Below are 21573 nucleotides of genomic sequence, written 5' to 3'. Positions count from 1 at the left end.
ATATATTTTACTCGTTAATCTTTTCAAAGGGTGCAGGTATTAGTTCGACTTTTTGATTTGCATTTTATTGAGACGATCGGCACATTATGAACGAGACTTTGCATTGCGATGCTGCATCTTCTGATGCGGCAAATGAAATTCCATCTCCAAAAAATGGAACGAAGCGCCTTTTCGACCTTGTGGTTGTCATATTTGTGCTTCCTGTTTTGTCACCGCTTATCGTGCTACTTTGGCTGATTGTACGTATGGACGGTGGCCCCGGTTTTTTTGGCCACGAACGCATAGGTCGAAACGGCGTCTCATTTCGGTGTTGGAAAATTAGGTCGATGGTTCCAAATTCTGAAGAGCGACTCAAAGATTACCTCGCGAACAATCCCGAAGCTGCACGAGAATGGTCTGAAAATTTCAAACTCAGGAACGACCCGCGGATCACTCCGATCGGAAAGTTCCTGCGAAAGTCCAGCCTGGACGAGTTACCGCAATTCTGGAATGTTCTTCTCGGAGAAATGAGCCTGGTCGGCCCAAGACCCGTCAGCCGCGACGAATTGCAGATGTATTCGATCCATCTGGAATCCTACCTCAGCATGTCTCCGGGGATCACCGGCCCATGGCAGGTTTCGGGGCGCAACAATCTGACATACGAGCAGAGAGTCGCGATCGATGTGGATTACAGCCGCCAGGCGCATCTTCGGTTGGACATAAAAATCCTTTTAAAAACAGCGTCTGTCGTGCTTCGGCGGACCGGACTTTAACATCCTGAAATCTGGCGGATCGGTAAAGGCTTTTCCCAGATATCGCTGACCGCGCTGCAATTTCAAACCGACCTGTTATGCTAACGGCCGAGCTTCTTGCCAGGCAACCCACGGATAGTCACGCGCCACTGTAAAACCGGTGTGCCGGAACACAACGCACTCGGAAAAACCAGTGTTTACCCTATTCCATATCGTCGCCAGGGATGGAGGCCGACCGGTTGGCCGGATCAAACGGACAGGTTAACAGGCATTCGAAATGCTTCATTCCCTGACGAGCGGCAAAGTGTTCAGCGTTTGATCAGCAGGGTGAGAATTCTTGGTGCGATGTCAATTTACCACCGGGTGCCGCGATAATCCTGACGATTGATGTGAAGGAAGCAGGGTCGCCGCATGCAGCGAAATTTAATATTTCCGCAAACCTCGCCCCTTGATGAAACAATCCCAATTCACATTATCAACTTGAGAACGGTAGTATCGCCGCCCCCTTTTTATACTTTCTCTATCAATATTTGAAAATAGGTTCGTGGTTGTATTCCGCCGCTTTAAGTTTGAATTTTTCATCTGCAAAAAAGATGGGGGCGCCATTGTCAGGCACCCCCAATTTTTATTTCAGACGATCTGGTCAGAGCAGAGCATCATCCTGAAGAATGATGACCAATTCGGGAGCATCTCCTCCAGCGGAGTCGAAGGAATGCGCAGCGCGTCCGCCCGAACCCGTGATCCTGAAGCCCAATGCGCCATCATCAATTCCATCCGAGCCAATAACGGATTCGATCAAATCGCTTATATCCGGCGAAGTATATTCGGCCCCATCCGTCCAGCTTTCGACATTGCTCCAGACAAAATCGTCAGCGTCGTAGTTCCGCGCATCGGGGTTAGATCCGGCCGAGTAGGTCGCGGCAACTTCGGTATCCTCAATCTCGATGACAAAGGACGCTGCGGAGGATGACGTTTCGTAGGCCTTGAACCTGATATACGCTTCCTCAATTACCGCACCATCAGGGATCGTGACACCGTCGAAGCGAAGACCGACACTTTGCGGATTGGACCCATTCAAACCAAATTCGAGATCTGAACTCCCGGCTCCGCCGAACTCTTCCCAGTCATCGGACGACGCGTCGATTGCATAGACCAGTTCGCTGCCCCCGCCCGTCACCGGATCATCGGTGACAAAGTCGGAATTCGCCGCGCCGCCGCCAGGGTTGGACCCTTTGTAGAGCTCGAAGTAATCGACATGATAGCCTTGGCTGCGGCCATCGATCTGGACGGTATAGAACCCTTCCTCTTCGATCAAAATGGATGCGCTGAAGTTGCCAGGCAGACCGTCGATGCTGGCAGCATTGCCCCAGGTCCCGTCGTTTGGCCCGCCGTAAACTTTGACGAACCCTCCCGAGACCGGCTCCGGTTCGTTGCTGCCATTGCCCGTCAGGAATTCTTCAATGTCGCCTGTTCCGGAGTCTTCGGCATGTTTGAAGTTCAGCCAGATATCGTTCTGCTGATCCGATGCCGCCTCGCCATCGCGCGAAACAACGAAGCTGAAGTTATAGGTTCCGACGGCTTCCTGGGGCACAAAGATGGTGTATTCGAGCATTTCGCTGCCACCGACGGCGTTGTCGATACCGGTCGAGGTGTTGGAACCGAACAGATAGTAACCGTCGCCCTGGAAGCCGGACTGGCGTCCTTCTTCGTCGACCGCAGTCTGATACGACCACTTGCCACCTGGATTGGTACCACCCGAGCCATTTTCGTCTTCGATCTGAATTTTGAAGAACGTGTTGTTCCCAGATCCGTTCATCTCGAAATAGCCATCCGGCGTTATGACAGGGTTGCCCTCTACCGGGCCACCGTTATTCGTCAGAACGATGGGCGCCGTGACGTTGCTGATCGGCAGATTACCGTTGTTGGTATCAATGACATTGGCCACGAAGGTGATTTGCGCAACGTCGTCGCCCGCAAAGGTGCCATCTGCCTTGTTGTTCGCAATGGCATCGTCATAGTCGAACATCCCGGTTGCATCAAAGGTCCCATCACTGCCGATCACGACATCGACGAACTGCGTGTCGAAGTTGTTCGAAACCTTGAAATCGTACCGATCCAGACGATTTTCGACCAGTTCGGCAATGCCGTTCGACGTTTCGGTCACAGGGTTGAAGCCTTTGGACAGCATGATCCGCACCGTATCACCCGGCGTACCAGTCACCAGGATCGTCGGCTGGGTTCCACCGTAGGTACCGGTCTCGCCGACGTTGGTCCCGTTGACCGAGAGTGTCGGCGTGACCGCAGGCGATACATCCTGGCTGGCCAACGCGACCGAACCTGATGCGCTGCCATCCGTGGCCAGTTGACCCGTGGCTGTCGTGCCATCGTCAAACAGAACCGTAAAGCTCGACCCGATCAGTTCATGGCCTGAGATACCGCCGACATCCCAGCTGTCGATGGCGGTTCCGTCAACAGAGGCCTTGGTCAGCCCTGCAATCGAGTTGGGATCCATGTCACCGGAGAACCCGACTGTTTCGCCGTTGGTGAACCCGCCGTCAGTTGTCGCGCTGAACTTGACGATTGCCCCCTTGTAGCCCCCGTTGGATGTGCCGCCGGTGCCTGTAGAGTTCGGCAATGGATCGACACCGGGCAGGAAGTATCCTCCGTCACCGCCTCCGATATATGCACCGGTGCCACCAGCCGAGTTTATCGCCCAAGGCTTGGCAACATTGTCGCCGCCCTGACCATCAGGGTCGAACACACTGTCGGGATAGATGGAGTCGCGGACATCAATAAAGACGGCAGAGATTTTCTTGTCGCCAACATTCGTGACCTGGAACGAATTGGCCCCGTAGTTCGAGCTTTCGATGTTGTCGTTCCCGGCCATGATTTCCAGAACGGCCGCCCCCGTCGTACCGCCAGCGTAGCTGGCAGATGTCGTGAGATCGGTTTGGTTCGAAAGGATTTCCAGAACATCCTCGGAACTTGGAGCACCCGTGACGGGGCCGCCCACATTCTCGAGATAGATTGGTGCGGTGACCGGGCTGATCGACAGGTCGTTGTTGGCAGGGTCGATGACGCTGGCCACGAAACCCAGCTGCGCAACATCGTCGCCGGGGAACGTTCCGTCGGCCTTGTTGTTCGCAACCGCGTTGTTGTAGTCAAACATCCCCGTGGCATCAAAGGTACCGTCGGCCCCGATCAATACATCGATCGATTGGCTGTCAAAGTTGTTCGACGCCTTGAAGTCATAGCGTTCCAGCCGGTTCTCGACCAGATCAGCGATCCCGTTCGACGCCTCGGTGACCGGGTTGAAGCCCTTGGTCAAGGTGACACGCACCGTATCGCCCGGCGTGCCCGTGACCGTGATCGTAGGCTGCGATACACCGTACGTACCGGTGCCCCCCGCGCTTACACCATTGACTGTCAGTGTCGGAGCCGCAGCGGTAAAGCCCGCTTCGGTTGCCATGGCCTGCGACCCGGAGGCACTGCCATCACTGGACAGTTGACCATAAGCCGTGGTGCCGTCATCGAACAGAACCGTGAAGGTCGACCCTATCATTTCGTGACCCGAGATGCCGCCGACATCCCAGCTGTCAATGGCCGACCCGTCCACGGATCCCTTGGTCAGCCCCGCAATCGAGTTGGGGTCCATGTCGCCGGAGAAGCCGACTGTTTCGCCATTTTCGAAGCCACCGTCAGAGCCATCAAATTTGACGATCGCCCCTTTGTAGCCTCCGTTGGACGGAATACCGGTTCCGGTGTTGTTCGGCAGCGGGTCTTGTCCCGGCAGGTAATAGCCGCCGTCACCGCCACCGATATAGGCTCCCGTGCCCCCATCGGAGTTGATCCCCCAGACCTTGTAGGCGTCATCGCCGCCGGCCCCGTCGGGATCAAAGACAATGTCCTGGTACAACGCATTGGAAACATCGACAAAGACCGCAGCGATCTTCTTGTCGCCGGTATTGGTAACCTGGAACGAATTGGCGCCGTAGTTTGACGATTCAATGTTGTTCTGGCCGGTCATGACCTCGAGCACCGCTGACCCGACCGCACCTGCACCATATGTGGCATTGGTGTTCAGATCGGTTTCACCGGCAAAGGCATTCAATGCATTTGTCGGATCACCGGTCACAGGTGGTGGCGTGATTTCGCCGCCAAGCTTGATGATCTCGATCGCGTTGATGATCGGGTTCTGGAGCGTGTCCTGCAGGAACCCGATGTTCAGCGTCCCGTCCGTAACCGTCACCTGCGCCGAGAGCACGCCAACGTCAGCGCCATAGAGCGCACCCGGATCGATGTCATTCCACGCGGCTGGCACGACGCCTTCCAGTGATGCATCGAAGTTCCGGAAGCCACCTTCCTGAGCCGTTGAACCCGTATAAAGTTCAGAAACGATCAGGCGCACTTCGTAGTCCTGGCCATTGCCCAGCACCGATGTCGGAATGTCATAGCTGAATGCCGCGTCGCTGGACCGCAGCGCATCGATCACTGCAACCGGCACCCCATCCGGGATCGCCCCCAGATCACCGCTATAGCCGAAGGTATCGCCGCGGTTGTCAATTCCGTTGTAGTACGAAATTGGCGCATCCAAGCTGTCTCCAAGCCAGTCGGGACCTTCGTCAATGGCTGCCACTGTCGACCCAAACGCATTGATCCGCAGGACCACTTCGTCTTCGACAATGATGACACCATCATCAGGCGCCGTGATCTCCAGGCTGTCCATTTGCGCGACAAAACCCGCCGAAGAGGCCGGAACGGCGTGGGTAAAGCCGACTGCCACACCTGTTTCGCTATCCGCCAGTGCGGCCGCAAGCGCGCCCCCGATCAGCGCAGCGCCCAGGTTCAGCGTTCCCACAACGGTTCCGTCATCCGCCAGGAATTCAATTGACCCGGTGATCGTCGCCGCGGTCGCGTCCGTGGAAACGACATCAAGCGTGATCTCGGCCGCGACAAAGTTGTCCAGCGTGACACCATCGGGAAGCGGGACATTTGCATTCGCTGTCGCACCGCCAAATTTGGTCCCGACATCTGCATCCTGCTTCTGGAATTCGACGACACCCGCAGTCTGGCCAAAGACCAGCTTGATCATATCCGCACTGTCGACACCCACGACCAGACCCAACTGATCATATCCAGCCGGGTTTGCAGCATCGCCGGCCCAGGGATTGAGAATAACCGCCTTCGCCGTGAAGTCGCCGTTCTTGACGCCAACCACGGTGTCGTCCTCGGGCGTATTCAAAGTACCCGTGTCACCCGTTGTCACCGGGCTGACAGACAACACACCACCAGAGACACTGGCCGCACCGGTGTTTTCGTCAAAGACACCGGCATTCGCCGTTCCTTGCAAGAAACCAGTCATTCCGTTTTCGAAAACGGTACCGTCAATGTCAAAGTCATAAAGGCGCGTTTCGCCTGCGGTAAGGGTCATGCCGTTCTCGGCATCATAGGCAAACGCATCATCCGCGTTGTCGATACCATCGCCATCCACATCGGTATCAAGCGCGTTGTCGATACCGTCGCCGTCCAGATCCTCATCCGGGGAAACAGCGCCATAATCGAAGGCCACGGTCAGTTCAAAGGTGGCAACCACCGGATCCGCAATGCCGTCAGAGGCTGTCACTTCGATTGTGAACACCCCTTCTTCGGTCGGCGACCCAACGAACGCGCCATCCTCTATCGTGACCCCGGCGGGCAGACCCGTTGCCGAGAGGGTCAGGACCGCGTCGGCATCCTGATCCTCGAACAGGGTCGCAAGACCGGGCAGCGTGATCGGCTGGTTCAGGCCGACCGTGGCATCAACCAGAAGGTCGGTCGGTTCCGGTGCGTCATTGGCATCGCCGACCGTGATTGTCATCTGCTGCGAGGTCATGACGTTGCCATCATCGGCGGTCACGACCAACTCGTAGACGTTGTCACCATCAGCATCGCCGGGCGTTTCGAAATCCGCCGGGGCAATGAAAGAGACCACACCCGTATCCGCATCAATATCGAACGCCGCCGCGTCCTCACCATCGGTGATGGCATAGATAACATCGACACCTTCAGGGTCGGTCGCCAGAACGGTCGCCGCCTGTACCTCTCCTTCAGCCACGGTCTGGTCGGCAGCCGAACTGAACTCTGGCGGGGCATTGTCCACTGGGTCGAAGCGAACCGCATCGATCCTGAGAACCTCACCCGATTCCGCCTGACCGCTCAGAACAAGGCGGGCGCCAACCGGGATATCAACCGATTCAAAGGTGAATTCCGTCAGGTTCCCGGCCTGGTTGCCGTTGCCTTGTCCCGGCAGGTCGGTGCGATCCATCAGGAACGTGCCAATCTCGACCAGCGGCGACCCATCGCCATAATCCAGCGATGCCGTCAGCGAGGCTACACCATCGTTTTCATCAAGGTGGATGATCGAAACGTCATAGAAACCCGGCACGACGCCCTTCGATTGAAGATCGGTCGAGATGCTGCCGGTCTTGTCCACGCTGACGCGGATAACCTGCTGCCCCGAGGCAGGAGCCGCAAAGCTCTTGTAAAAGCCTTCTACCGCATGATCTGGTTCGTTGAAGGCGCTGAAGTCTTCGGCCTCGATCAGGACAGTTTCACGCGGCGGACCGCTCGCAACGTCCAGTTCGAACGAGGTGAACGCCGATGCCTCACCATCGCTGGCCGTCACCGTCACCGTGAACACGCCGCTTTCAAGTGGTGTACCGGAAATCCGGCCGGTGGAAGCATCGATCGTAACGCCTTCGGGCAGTCCGATGGCCGAATATTCCAGAACGGTGCCCTCATCGACATCGGTGAACAATCCCACCGGCAGTTCCAGGATGAAGTCACCGTTCACGATGATCGATTGATCTTCGAAGATACCTGTCAGAACTGGCGCATCATTGGTGTTTTCGACCGTCAGTTCGAATACGCCGGTCGTTGAGTTGCCTTCTGGGTCGGTGGCTGTGACGCCGATCGTGTAAGTGCCGACATCATCATTGTCAGGCACGCCGACAAGGACGCCATCGACCATGCTGACAAAGTCGGGCTTGTTCACGAAGGTGAATGTCAGATCCTCGAACGGTGTATCGGTGTCAAAGAACGGCAGGTCGATTTCAAAAGCGGCGTCCTCGGACAGAACTTGATCAGGGATCACGTCGCCAAAGATTTCGGGTGCGGCAGTGCCCGATCCCCCTCCCGGAAGCGGCTCCACCAATTCTATGTTGGAAAAGACCACAGAGGATGTTGCGTTGCTATCGTCATCATTGATGAAGGCAAGCGAGGCAAAGGACTGGCCGGCAAAATCTCCGAGCGAAATCTCATAGCTGGTTGGTTGACCGACTTCTCCATATTGCCCCCGGTAGTCCTGGTTGGCAAAGGTCGAGAAATTCTGATTTCCAAAGAGTTGGAACAGGGCCTGAGTGCCGGACCGGAAGTTGCCGTCATTCTCCAGACCGATCGCGACCACTTCTCCCGTCGGGTTCAGCACGGTCAGCTCGAAACGCAACACCGTGTCTTCGCTGACAAGATAGTCTCCGTCGATGAAATCCGTCATTTTCCAGACGTTTCCGGTCAGGGTAAGGCTATCCCCAGTCTCCGATACGACATATCCCGTGCCCGGAGACGCATCCTGCCCGCCATAAGAGGCAATTGGACCGTCATTGAAGTTCACAGGCAGAGTGACATCAGCTGCGCCGGGTTCCAGCACATTGATCGAAACCGTCGAGACCGAAGTTTGACCCGAGCTGTCCATGATCGTGTATTCAAAGCTGGCCGGTCCAGTGTAGCCCTCTGTGGCGGCAAAGACGATCAGGCCGTTCTCCAGCGTGACGTCACCGTTCTTGGCGTTGGCAACGGCGGTAACGCTGATCTCATCGCCATCTGCATCCGTGTCATTCGCCAGCAGCGAACTTGCCTCGATGACCAGTTGGGCATCAGATTCCATGATCGCGCTATCCTCACCGGCGAGCGGTTTGGAATTGAACGGCGCGGGTTCAACAATGCGGATATCCGAGAAGACGCTGCTTGTTGACGTCGGATTCGCATCCTGATCGTGCATGAACACCAGGTACTCGAACGCCGTACCCGCGAAATCTCCCAAGGGGATCCGGAACGAAACAGTCTCGCCCGCGGTATCGTATGTCCGGAAATCCTGGTTGGCCTGTCGCAGGGTTCCCATGGTTCCGCCAAGCTGGAACAGGGCCTCGTTCCCGTTTGTAAAGGCGCTGTTGTTGTCCAGACCAATCCCCACCATCTCGGGTATCTCGGGAGATGTCAGTGTGACCCAAAGTTCGCTGTTTTCGGTGATGGTGACGTCTTCCGGCAGCTGGATCTTCTTCCAGGTGTTGCCTGACAAGGTGACGGATTGGTCCCCTTCATTTACCAAAGCAGCGCCATTTGATGAATCCTGCCCCGAGTACGAGCTGACCTGCGACTGCGCGACAAACAGCTCCGTCGCAATTCCGCCGACGTCGTTGCTCACGTCAATCACAACGGTGCTTGTCGTGACAGCGCCCCATTCATCGGTCACCGAATAGTCGAAGCTCGCGGTGCCATTGAAACCAGCCGTTGGCGTGAACGAAACAGTCCCAAGAACCGGGTCGAAAGCGACTTGCCCATTGATCGGGTTGTCGACGCCTACGAACGCGATGTCATCGCCTTCCGGATCGGCATCATTCATCATCAGCTCGGTGCGGGAAATCTCAAAGACAACACCCGGAGCCGTGGAACCGCCATCGGCCCCCAGGACCGGCCCGAGGTTGTCTTCGTCTATCTCGCCGTCCTGATCATTGTCCTTGCCATCGTTCAGTTCCGGCGCGTCAGGATAGATGGTGGCATCGGTATCGTCCGCGTCAGCCATATTGGTGACATAACCCGTGGGGGCCTCGTAGCCTTCTACACTGTCGGACGCGTCACCAAAGGAGTCTTCGTCGGCATCACGGTAGAAGGTGAAAGGACCATCAACGCCGCCCACCATGAGTGTCGAGCTGCGCGGCACAGATCCGCCGCCTGCCACATCGACGTCATAGGCGATGGTCACCTGAAGGCTCTCGCCACCCGAAAGGGCCGTGGCGAATTGTGCAGGGTCAATCGTGATGGTCGTAGCAACCTGCGCAAAGGTCACAGGATCGCCATTGGCATCAAAGACGGAAAGGCCGCTGACGCCCTCGGCGTCCACCTCACCCGCTAGAAGATCAATCTCGACGGGAGCAGCAGTTTCCAGCACGTCGTTTAGATCCGGGGCTGCCGCATCAAGCGTCAAGGTGGCGTCCGTTCCATCATCCGACAGAGTGACCGTTTGCCCGTCAATTTCGCCGGGAAGCGTAATTGTGGTATCGGTCAGCCCGTCGCCATCGGTATCCACACCGATTATGGCAGAGCCATTGGTGCGGCTGACGATGGTGCTGCCGCTGCCATTCTCAATGGTGATCGTGTCATCGTCGCCGAACCCGCCGAAGGTATCGCCGTCAAGCTCGCTCGCGGTGCCGGATACGGAATCTTCGCCGCCGCCCAGCTCAACAGTATGCGCGCCAAGGCCCGCTTCCACGTTGTTGCTGCCGGTATTGAGAGTAACTGTGCCGCCATCGTTTGCATTGCCCGACAGGTCCAGATCTTCCAGACCGGGATCGCTGAGATCCAGATCGCCGGGGCCATCGAATTGAACCACGTCAACCCCCTCGGTGGCGACCGGAGGGGTCGCAGGATCAGTGACAACAATCCGGTTCTCGACGTTCACGGTCACGATGCCAGTGCCTTCGCCGCCGTAGCCGTCAACAACCGTGTAGGTAAAGCTGGCTGTGCCCGTGAAATCGGGGGCCGGAGTAAACGTTACGATACCCGAAACAGCGTCAAGAACGGGCGTCCCACCTACGGACGCCGCGACGCTAGCTACGGTGAGCGTATCTTGGTTTACATCCGTATCGCCCATGAGCAGCGTGGACACCGCAATCTCGACCGGCGCGCCTTTCTGGATCGTAAAGGATTCGTCGTCGGCAACCGGATCGGCATTATCTTCGTCGATTTCGCCGTCCTGATCGTTGTCCTTGCCGTCGTTCAATTCGACCGCGTCTGGGTAGATCGTCGCATCGGTGTCGTCATCATCACCGAATTCGAGAGCGTGGAAATCAGGCTGTTCATAGGCGACGATCGTCGCGCCCGCGTCAACGCCATAGCCGTCGCCATCAGCATCCGGATACCAGGTGAACGGCCCGTCAACACCACCGACCAGCAAGGTCGCGGTGTTCGACAGTTCACCGCCAAGGTTGTCGGTAATCGTGTAATTGACGGTCAGCGCAACACTGTCCGCATCATCCAGCAGACCGGCGAATTGGGACGGATCGATCGTGAGTGTCTGACCGACGAGATCAAAGAGCACCGGATCACCACCGGCCGTCGTGACCGTGACGTTGATGACCCCCAGAACATCGCCGTCCTCGTCCGTTGCTGCCGCATCCGTCAGCAGGGCGATCGTGACCGGAGCAGCTGTTTCCAGAACGCTGGGCACCGAGATGGCTGTCGCAGTCGGGACATCGTTGACGTTTGCAATCTCGATGTCAAAGGCCGCCTCGGTAGGCGGATTTGTCCCGTCATCCGCCAGAACCTTTACGGAAATAAGCCCGACGTCACCTTGTGCGGGCGTTCCGCTGAAGGTGGTCCCGTCAAAGCTGAGCCATGCCGGCAGGGGGCCGTCATCGGCCAGTACCGCCGTCAGCGTAAGGTTCTCGACCCCGCCATCATCGGCAAAAGTTTCGGCAGGAACCGCAAAGCTGAACTCCGCATCTTCGTTGATCGCTTGCGCAGTGATTGCGTTGACAACCACGGGCGCATTGTCGGGCGCGGACAATTCAAGGTAATCCCATTCCCCGACAAAACGGTTGTTCGCCCCGTTGGACCAATCGGTGATGGTGATGCCGTAGGCGACCCCACCTTCGCCACCTGTCAGCGGGTTGGCACCATCCAGTGCATCGGCCAGGGATCCGGTGATTGTGCGGGTTGCCGTGGTGATCGTAGCGATCTCGGTGTCGGTGTCATCAAACAGGATTGCGGTGCCGACAAGGGTTGCCTCCTCGCCCGACTTGTCGACCTCAAGCCGGAACAGAACCGACGCGATGTCTTCTTCGACGATTTCCGGCGTCTGGTTTTGAAGAATGATGTTCTCTTCTTTGGCATCCGTCAGGCTGTTTTCCTGCGAAAGCTGAAGGCGCGGTGTAGTTTGAAATCCGCCGATCACGAACTTGATGTAGTCGTCGGTCCCACCGGCCCCAAGCGTAATGCCAAACGACGCATATTGCAGTGGAATGGTGCCCAGCCAGCCTCCCTTGACCAGACTTTCCACAACAAAATGATCCACGCCCGAGACATCCGCCGCAGAATGATAACTGTCTTTCAACGTATTGCTCGCGCCGGTGCCAGTGGCGTAGGCGTCGGTTTCACTGGACTCGACCTTCAGAACGCCCCCCTCGATCAGGGATGTCCCTTCGGTAGTGCGGTCGCCGTAGGGATCAGTCTCGGACGACCCTGCGGGAGAGTAGGCAGGGTTGACCATGATCCCGGAAAATCCACCATCCTCGCCGAACAGATCCGTCGTATCGACGTTGAAGTCCTGACGAATGCTGCCACCCAATGCCAGGACATTGCTCAGGCCGTTATCCTCGTCATAGGCGAACGGATCCGCCGCGTTGAGGATGCCATCACCATCGATGTCAGCCGGATCAATTGCGTCGTCATCCAGAATGGTGACCGTGGAAACACCATTGTCCAGTGATACCGGGCCCGTCGCGACGGCATCGGTGATGGTGACAGTGAATTCCACATCGCTGAGTTCCGCATCATCATCGATCAGCGTAATCGGCAGCGTCGCCGACGCCTCGCCTGCCGCGATCACGATAGTATTCGTGGCCGGTGCATCATAGTCAGTTCCGGCAATGGCCGTTCCGTCCGCGACGCTGAAGGTGACGGTCATTTCGTCCGTCAGATCGCCCGACCGGGTAAAGACGACTTCGGCAACCCCGTCGCCCTCTTCGACCGAAACATCGGAAACTGAAAGTGTTGTGGCACCAGACACCACCTCGACCGCTTCGCGCACGACGATCGCACTGACCTTGCCGCGGTCGGCACTCGCCAGGAACGACAGGTCGATTGTGCCATTCGCGCCCGGAGTAACCGGATCGGGCAATTCCAGAATGATCGGCGCGTTGATGTCGCCGCCATTGTAGGCCAGGGGGTCAAAATCATCCAACACGCTGCCTGCCGCAGGGGCTTCGCCCTCGACCAGGACATCAAAGACGCGTGCGCCGGCAACAGTGGCGTAAATCTCGGCGAAATAGAGGTCTACGTAGTAACTTTTTTCCGGGTCGATCCCCGGGAAACTGATTGCTGCGGCGAATTCGAAATCGCCATTGTCGTTGATTTCGGTTTCATAAACTGTTCCGTCAAACGCGGGCTGCGGGCCGTTGCCACCGTTCCCGTCAGCAAACGCCGTCCCCCCGGTGAACGGGGCACCATCAGTGCCGCTGGTTCCAGCAACAAAATCGATGCCATCTTGCGTCAGAGCAGGACCACCCGCATTGACGGCATAGAGAACGTCCCCGCGTTGATAGGTGGGCGAACCGGCCGCGTCGTCATCGAGCACCTGCGCCGTTGCCGCGGTCGTATCGACGGCAACGTCAAGCGTGCCACCGACATCGCTTGCACCTGTCAGCGTGACGGAAACGATGTCAGGACCGGTGTCGACATTGTCATTGGCCACGGCCAACACCAACGTGCCCACACCGCTGACAAAGGACACAACAGCAGTTTCCCCGACCGAGTCCGCCGTATCGTACGTTATCGTCAGATCGCCAGTGAAGGCATCGGTCGCCGTCAGTTCAAAGCCTACATTTGTGTCACCAAAATCACCCGCTTCAGTCACGTCGGCGGGGCTGGCCACGGAAACAATGACGTCCGCCGGGGCATCAGACAGCTGGAAGTTCAGCGTGGCAGTCGACGGGAAATTTCCGCCCTGGTTCAGCCAGATCGTATATGTACCGGCCTCCAGCGGCAGTGAAAATCCTGGGAAATCAACACCCTGCTGATTGCCCCCTGCGGCGAGTTCGGCCAGGATGTCGTTCCCGATCAGGCCATCGCCGTAGATCAGACCGCCCAGTAGATCGCCAACGTTTTCATAGGTGGTCGGGTTGGTCGTAACCGTGTCGCCCACCTGAATACCGATAAACCCGTTCGTATCGGTGCCACCGGCGACGTCGTACCCATCCAGGATGATCGAAGACAGCACCTGACCGTCGGGAACCTCGATAGTGAAATAGTCTCTGTCCCGTCCGCCATCAGCGGCATCACCCTGTTGGCTGGCGGTGACGATATTGTCGCCATTCTCCAGCGCAGGAAGGTCGGTGGGATCAAGCCCATCGTTCGAGAAGTCGCCAAATACGATGCCGTCTGCGGCATCCGTGCCTTCGATGATATCGACCTGTGGCGAGGTTACGCGCACATAGTCCCAAGTGGCGTCGAAACTGCCGATAGCAGACCCTGAGTCGAAGTCGGTCGAAGTGACACCCACAACAGTCGTGCCAGCATTGATCGCAGCAAGGACAGCAGGCGGAAGCGCCTGGGCCGCAGCAGTCGCAAAACCGTCGGTCGCGTCGGGACGGACTCCGCCCAGGACCGTTCCGGAATCATCGAAGAGGGTCACGAATTGCGCGATTGTCCCGGCCATCTTGTCGATCACCAGTGCCAGCTCGACAGATGCCACATCAAAGAGCGTAAATGGCGCAGCCGCGGCATCGCTGATCGCGGTCAGGGTGATCTTTTGATCGATTGGTGCCTGTGACCACATCTGGACTCCGTTGCCGCCGCCACCTCCCCAAATCAGCTTGGTGAATTGACCGGAATCCTGGTTGATTGCCTCATCATTGGTGGCAATGATGATCCCCTGCTGAAGGTAATTCGGAATAACGTCGCCGGTAACGCCCAGACGGGTCAGCTCTTCGGCCGTAAACGGATTATCAAATCGCGTGCTGATAAAGACTTCTTGCAGGGCAGCATCAGAGATATCGACGGTCTGGACCAGATCGTTCTTGGACGCTGTCTGCGCAGGCTGGGACAAGTCGCCATCTGACGTTGTAATCACCAGCTTTCCGTCCACCACGGTCACTTTCGCATCCTCAAGCGCGGCCGAACCGCCCAACACCGTTGCGAAACCGGTCGAAGCAATCCCGCTTCCAGCCGCATCAAATTCCAGACCGAGGATTTCGCCGCCGACCGGCAGATCGGTCCCAACATCGTTTGCAGCGATCGTTACAGTTGCATCGCTGTTCGCCGCATCCGCGACGGCGTCGCCAGACGTGTTGCTCACCGCGGTGATGGAAACGGTAAAGGTTTCAGTGCCTTCCGTCTCTTCATCATCAACGGTCGGAATTGTGATGGACGCGGTCGACTGGTTCGCAGCGATGGACACCGTGAAATCTGTCGGCGCTACAAAGTCAGCACTGCCTGCACTGTCCGGCGTGACGGAGAAGGTGACTTCGACCTCTTCGGTCAAATCGCCGATCCGCGTGAACGTGACAACGGCGTCGCTGCCCTCGGCCACTTCGACATCTGCAACCGAAATAGTGGGGGGCAGATCAGAGGGAACCGCATCATAGACGACGATCGCACTGTAACCCGCCTGCCCCGCAGAGCTGTCGACGTCGATCGTGATCGTACCGTCTGTAACCGTCACATTGTGCCGGAAGAAGGTAGGCGCATCAGCCCCGCCCGCATCCGTAAAGGCATCAAAACCGGCCTCGACCAGTTGGCCCTGAATGTAGAAGTCACCGACGCGCGTACCCGCACTTGTCTGGTAGAGTTCCGCGAAATGCAGTTCCACGACATAGGTTCCGTTGGCAAACCCGTCATAGGTCGCCGTCCAGGTGTCCGCGTTGCTGTCGCGATATGTGTGATAAGCCGACCCGTCCAGATCCACACCACCGGAATTGCTGCCGGTGCTGCCGGATTGGCCATCGACATTGGCATTCAATTGGCCATTGGTCTTGGGGCTGGTGTAATAGGTGTTGCTGTCAGCCTCGAACGCGATCGCAGTTCCAGTGGCATCCGTTATCAGCGTATCGGCCGCAATCGCCCCGCCATATCGGTTGTTGTCGGTTCCGCCTTCAACCAGGTCGGTACCAAGGTTCGTTGCGGCAGTCAGATCCGTCGTGCCGACGTTGATCGCACGTACGACATTGCCCCTGACGAGGTTTCCAAGGTTTGGCTCCAACACGAACGCGCCACTGGTTTCCGCCGAGGTATTTTCGGCGGCATCAGAATATGCGCCAGCGGCCACGGTGATCTGGCCTTCGCCAGCGGGCCAGGAGTTATCGTTGCGTGACAACGTGTAGGTCAGCGTTGCGATTGTGCCACCTGCGCTGAAGACCACGTCCGGGCCAGACACGGTGTCAGGAACAATACCGCTGAACACCAGTTCGGATCCGTCCAGAGCGGCGAAATCGCCGGCATCAAACCCGGTGTCATCGCTTAGCACAACTGTCGCAAAACGGTCCCCGTCCTGAACGCTTGCGGGATTATCGACATAGATCTCTTCGATAACCGGTGCGGTATCGTCAACCGGCGGTGCCACATATCCCAATTGGGTGATCTGGATCGCGTTGACCTTGGGGTTTTCGAATTCGTGCAGAAATTCAAGCGTCAGCGTATCGTCAGTTGCTTCATAGGTGAACTCTCGCTGGAAAGTCGTGCCATTGATCGCTGCCTTTTGCGCGGCGGACATGGCATTCGTTACCGTGCCATAGCCCAGCAGATCAGCTGCTTCCTGCGCCGGATTGAGGTCTTGGAATTCAGTCGGCACTTCGCCTTCGACCGAAACGTCAAATTGGCGGGTTTGACCGCCATTGGCGTCCGCAAAGCCGTAAATTCCGTTCCAGTTTTCGGTATAGAACAGCGTGATCTTGTAGGATGTGCCCGCTTCGACATCAAATTCGTATGTCAGTTTCGGATCGGCAGCGGCATTGTCACTCCGCTCGTTTGCAAAGACCTGCCAGGGAACCTCGGAAAGGTCGACGTTGCCCGAGTCAATTTCGCCTTCTGCATCGGTCCCGCCGTTAGAATATGTATTGGCCGTGCTACCGGTCACCCGTACCGTTCCGCTACCGTTGACAAGGCCAGCATCGCCGATCCAATCCGGTCCGCCATCAATGGCGGCAATCGTGCCTTGCGTGGCAGCTGGCCCTTTGTCTGACCCGGCATTCACGCGGTAAAGGACAGTCTCCGGAGCGACGAGGCGAAGTTCCAGTCCACCTTCAGTTTCGGTGAACTGGAACATGCCCGGACCCGTGAGTGGATCGAAATTTTCAAAGTCCGGCCCGGAAAATGTGAGCGTCATGTCGCCCATCGTGATGATGGCCGATCCGGCTGTATAAACCACGCCATTGGCGTCAGCCGCAGTGGCATCGGTAATCAGGATACGATCCGCCAGAGAAAAGTCCGTGATGTCATCTTGTGACAACGACGCAATTGTGCCGACAATCGTATCCTCACCCGCACCGGTCGTGATCGTGTTTTCCCCGCTCCCGACGACGATGATATTGTCGCTGTCGTTGCCCGTTACGGCGAAGTCCGCAGCGCTGCCGCTGCCATCGAAGTTCTCGACAGAAGCATCCAGCGGCGCAAGGGCCGTTTCATTCCCGGTGTAGATGATCGTGTCGAGACCGGCAGTCCCCGCCTGACCGACTTCGGCGCCTGTGGTTGCGTCGATTTCATTGCCGAACGCTTCGATATCCAGGTTGTTGAAATCGATTGCGAGCAGACCGTTGAAGCCCGCATCTTCGGTATCGTCGCCACCCGTGTCCTCCGCCAGGAAACCTATCGCAGCGCCGGAATTCAGTTCATTGGCCCCCGTGCCAATGGTGTGGTCCCCGGTCAAGACGTCCTGCAATACGCCGCTCGGCAATGAGAATCCGGGCGTGCCATCGTTCAGCGGCACATCAGTGAACCCAGTGTCCCCCTGCAGCCTGTAGGAGACCGAGACGGCAAAGCCATCGTCCATGTCGATCTCAAGCCGCAGGTCCAGAGTTTCAACCGATACGTTCGCCAGACCCGGCACAGCGACCTGCGCCAGCGTGACATAGTTGGCATCGCCAATTTCATACCCGACTTCGATGCCGGGTGCGCCATTGACCGAGCCAAAGACAGCACGAACAAAATTGGACTGGGTGCCATCAGAATAGATCAGCCCGGTCAACTGACCGTCCTGCTCGGCTCCCCCCATCGCAGGAATCCAGTTCTTCAGGTTCATCGTCGCAACAATCCGCTGAACATCGTCAGCTGGCCGAATACCTGTATGCAGGACATCACGTGCGGCATTTGCCGATCCCACAACCGACCCATCCTTGACGTTCTTGATTTGCAGGATGGGGGCGTTTCCGCCGGGCAACACGTTGCCGCCGATGTCATAAAGACCGTCCTGCTGCTGGTCGATCGAGAAGTTTTCTGCTGCCGTCTGCGCATCCTGGTTGGCGGTCACACCATCCAGTGCTGCCCCCAAGAGCCCGGTTCCCGCCAGTGAGGTCGGGAAATTCGTATTCTGGGGATTGAAGTCCAGCGTCAGAGTTTGGCCGGCATCAAGCGCATAGCCGTTTTCAAGGCTGTACTCGAACGGATCAGCCACGTCGCCCACGCCATCCAGATCATTATCGAGCGGATCAACGATATCCGAACCCGCAAGCGCGACAGTGCCATTCGCAGGTTGGAAGATTTCGATCAGCGGACCATTCTGGTTGTAGGTTGCGGCCCAGACCGATCCCTGGAACGGTGTTGTCAGCCCCATCGTGTTCACGTCATCGCCTAGTGCGGCCAAACCCAGCGGCCCGCCCCCGGCATCGAGGGTGGTGCGATCGGACGCGACGGCGTAACCGCCATTCAACCCGCTCTCAACCTGACCGTCCTCGTTACGGCCCATGATGATCAGGTTGCCCTGGTTCAACGAAGCGGCGAAAATCGCACCGGACATCTTGATACCGTTGGCTTCGTCATCCAGCAAAGTGGACGTATATTCGGTGAGGCCGTTGATCGACCCGTTACCGGTGTCCAGTGAACCATCGTGTTGGCCGGCTTCCAGATAGTTGCCTTCAATCGCGTTGGGGCTGACGACAATCTCTGCAATGTCAGCGGGCAATCCGGCGGTACCAACAAACGTACCGCCAGGCGAGGTGCCGCCGGTTTCCACAATCAGGGCCGAACCATCCGCCTGCGCGTAAATGTCATAGGCAATGCCGGGGGTGACCGCGATGACCTTCTTGGTCAGATCGCCCGTGTCCGCGCCGTAGATCCCGGTGGACGGAAAATCGGTATCGTTGTCCTCGACCTCAGTCAGCCATGCGATAACTTCATCATAATCGCTGCCACCGCCGTTTCCGTAGCTGTCCTGATTTGACACCAGCAAATAGGCATTGTCTGTCCCGGCCTCGGGCGAAAAGAGAATTCCAGCGCGGCTGCCTTCGGCCCGCGTCGGGTTCGGGTGGCCACCATAGACGACCGTCAGCCCTGCGTCGTTTTGATAGACCTGCGCGCCGCCTGCCCCTTGCGACAGTTCGCGCCCGTCCAGATCGTCAGACCGGGTGACCTCGTGAAAGTTGTCTTTGTTGGACGGATTCCACGCCTCGAGGTTTATGTCGTCGTTGCTGTTGCCTTCGCCGTTGTTCAGGTTGGTCGCGATGTACCCAAGTGCCTGAGCGAAATCCACGCTGCTGGTCGATCCGGCCTCGCCCACAGGACGCCCGCCCCAAGAGTTGTTGGCGCCATTGTCGTAGGTGAAAATCCGGCCATCGTCGGTGACTTCGACGTCATAGGCATTGCGATAGCCTGGCGAATAGATCTGAACCGGACTATCCGCGGTGATCTTCGCAGAATTCATACCATCGTTGCCACCATGCGGATCCCCGGCATCATCACTCCCGGCGCGGGTGGGATCGTCGAGTGTCGGAACATCGTAGACGTAGCTGCGCCCGCTGTCCGGGTCAGTCAGCACATCCATTTCGCCAATTGCGTCCAGATCAATCTCGAGGATTGCGCCGGAATAGGGCTGTTCCTGCTGACCGGCAAAGTTGTTTGACGGAGCGCCAGAATTGGCATTGCCGCCATTGGCAACGATCAGGCGTTCGGAGATCAACAAACCCTCAGAGTCAAACTCCTGAATGACTTCAAGCCCGTTGAGGGCGTGGTTTTCTTCGGACCGGGCCAGGCCGCGCACAATGTCGACCGCCTCCCAACTGTCAGGGCCGGTTTGCGTCAGTTTTGTAATCGTACCAGAATTGGTATCCAGACCTGCGTCATTGCCCGAACCACCGGCGCCGATCCGGCTGTCCGAAGAGGTCACATACATCGTAACTGCAGGTTTTCCGTCGATAAAAACCTGCTCACCTGAATCGTCATACTGTGCGGTCACATCTATTCCGGTGACCTGACGATTGGATTGCGCGCTATTCGTACCGTCGTCATTGAAATTGGGAATGGATTTTACCTGGCTCAGGGTGACCGAGTCTGTAACGTAAAAACTTGCCGTGGGATCCCCGTCAGTCGGGTCCGCATCTCCGAAGGCAATTGTCAGAACTTTCACATCGCCATCAACCTCGGTGACATAGAGCCGCCCATCAGCGCCCCAGACCAGTGCTGTTGGTTGAGAGAGGCTTACCTGTCCATTGAGATCGAGAGTGCTCGCAGCAAAGTTATTTGTTACAGCCATAACCGTATTCCCCTATTTGGGTCATAAAAACAGCGCTCGAAGCGCCAAAAAAAATCGAGTGAGATTGCGAATGGAACCGACTAGAAATTCGTCTTCTTAGATAAAACAATATCGCTCGCGCAACGCGGTAATTCCGCACTACGCCGCTCTGCATTTCCCATGATGCAACTATTCTTTAAACGTCCCTTACACTCACTCCCCTAACCGAAATGGAGCGCAATTGTGGATTTCAGGCAAGTGTTAATGTCTTGTTAACCTTGCGTAATCTCTTAATCGCCTAAATTAACATAAATATTTTATGAATCTTATCGCATGCTTTCAGTATCTTACGTTCTTCATTACTAGGCACCAAAAAAAGTGAGCATTTTTTTGGCACTAAAAATAAGTCGCAACCCATACATGACGCGCACAGTATTTCTCACCACCATAGCGATAGTTACATTCCGAATAACGAAGATATAGAACGTCAGAATCGTATCTATGTATGCAGGGTCGACACCAATTTCGCTTACGTTGCAGCCTGCAAACCGTGTAATTTTCCAAAACGTCCAACGTTGTATCCAATTTTCAGTTTCTTACGTCGTAGCAACTGTATCTCTCAAGCGGCTTTCGGTACCCATTCCTGACGTCGCTTGCACCTAGCGTTGGCAGTGACGACGAGCTTTCGCGCGACTGCAGTGATTGCGACTTTGTGCGGCTTTCCTGCTTTGCGAAGACGGTCTGCGAAGGCTTTCAGGTTGGGATTGTGATGTGATGCGACCAATGCGGCCTGGAACAGGACATGTCGCACAGCGCGCCGACCGCCGGTGATGGTGCGCTTTGCACGAAGCGTTCCACTGTCCTGCGCAATGGGTGCCAAGCCGGTCAATGCAGCGGCGCGCTCTCCCGAGAGAGTGCCGAGTTCAGGGAGCTCCGCGATCAGCGTCGAACTGGCCACCGGACCAATACCGGGCACGGATCGGAGGATCCGCGTGGTCTCCGTCAAGCGCGCATCGCTGCTTGGAAGCCGCGATATGCGGTTTTCCAGATCGGCGATCATCCTGTCCAGCCTGTCCTGGAGTTCCGCGTCCAGACCCACGAACAGCTCTGCGGTGCCTGACTTCCCGTGCGCCCGTATCTGCGCCAAAAGCCTTT

At 57.0% G+C, this 21573-nt stretch carries 3 protein-coding genes; 1 reads left to right on the top strand and 2 read right to left on the bottom strand.

Features of this window, described 5'->3' with window-relative positions:
• Positions 1-86: 86 nt before the first annotated feature.
• On the top strand, positions 87-752 hold the full coding sequence (locus tag EDD52_RS16060; protein WP_132246824.1) for a sugar transferase: 666 nt from the start codon (positions 87-89) through the stop codon (positions 750-752).
• A 622-nt stretch (positions 753-1374) separates the two neighbouring features.
• Here the strand turns inward: EDD52_RS16060 and EDD52_RS16055 are convergent.
• Positions 1375-20439: a cadherin-like domain-containing protein gene (locus tag EDD52_RS16055; protein ID WP_132246822.1), complete on the bottom strand. Its 19065-nt coding sequence runs from the start codon at positions 20437-20439 to the stop codon at positions 1375-1377.
• Between the two features lie 598 nt (positions 20440-21037).
• Positions 21038-21573, bottom strand: a 536-nt coding sequence (locus tag EDD52_RS16050; protein ID WP_207906043.1) for a transposase, incomplete at its 5' end; no start/stop codon positions are given.

The sequence above is a fragment of the Primorskyibacter sedentarius genome (assembly GCF_004342065.1).
Lineage (GTDB): Bacteria > Pseudomonadota > Alphaproteobacteria > Rhodobacterales > Rhodobacteraceae > Primorskyibacter > Primorskyibacter sedentarius.
This window is presented reverse-complemented; position numbering and strand designations above follow the sequence as displayed.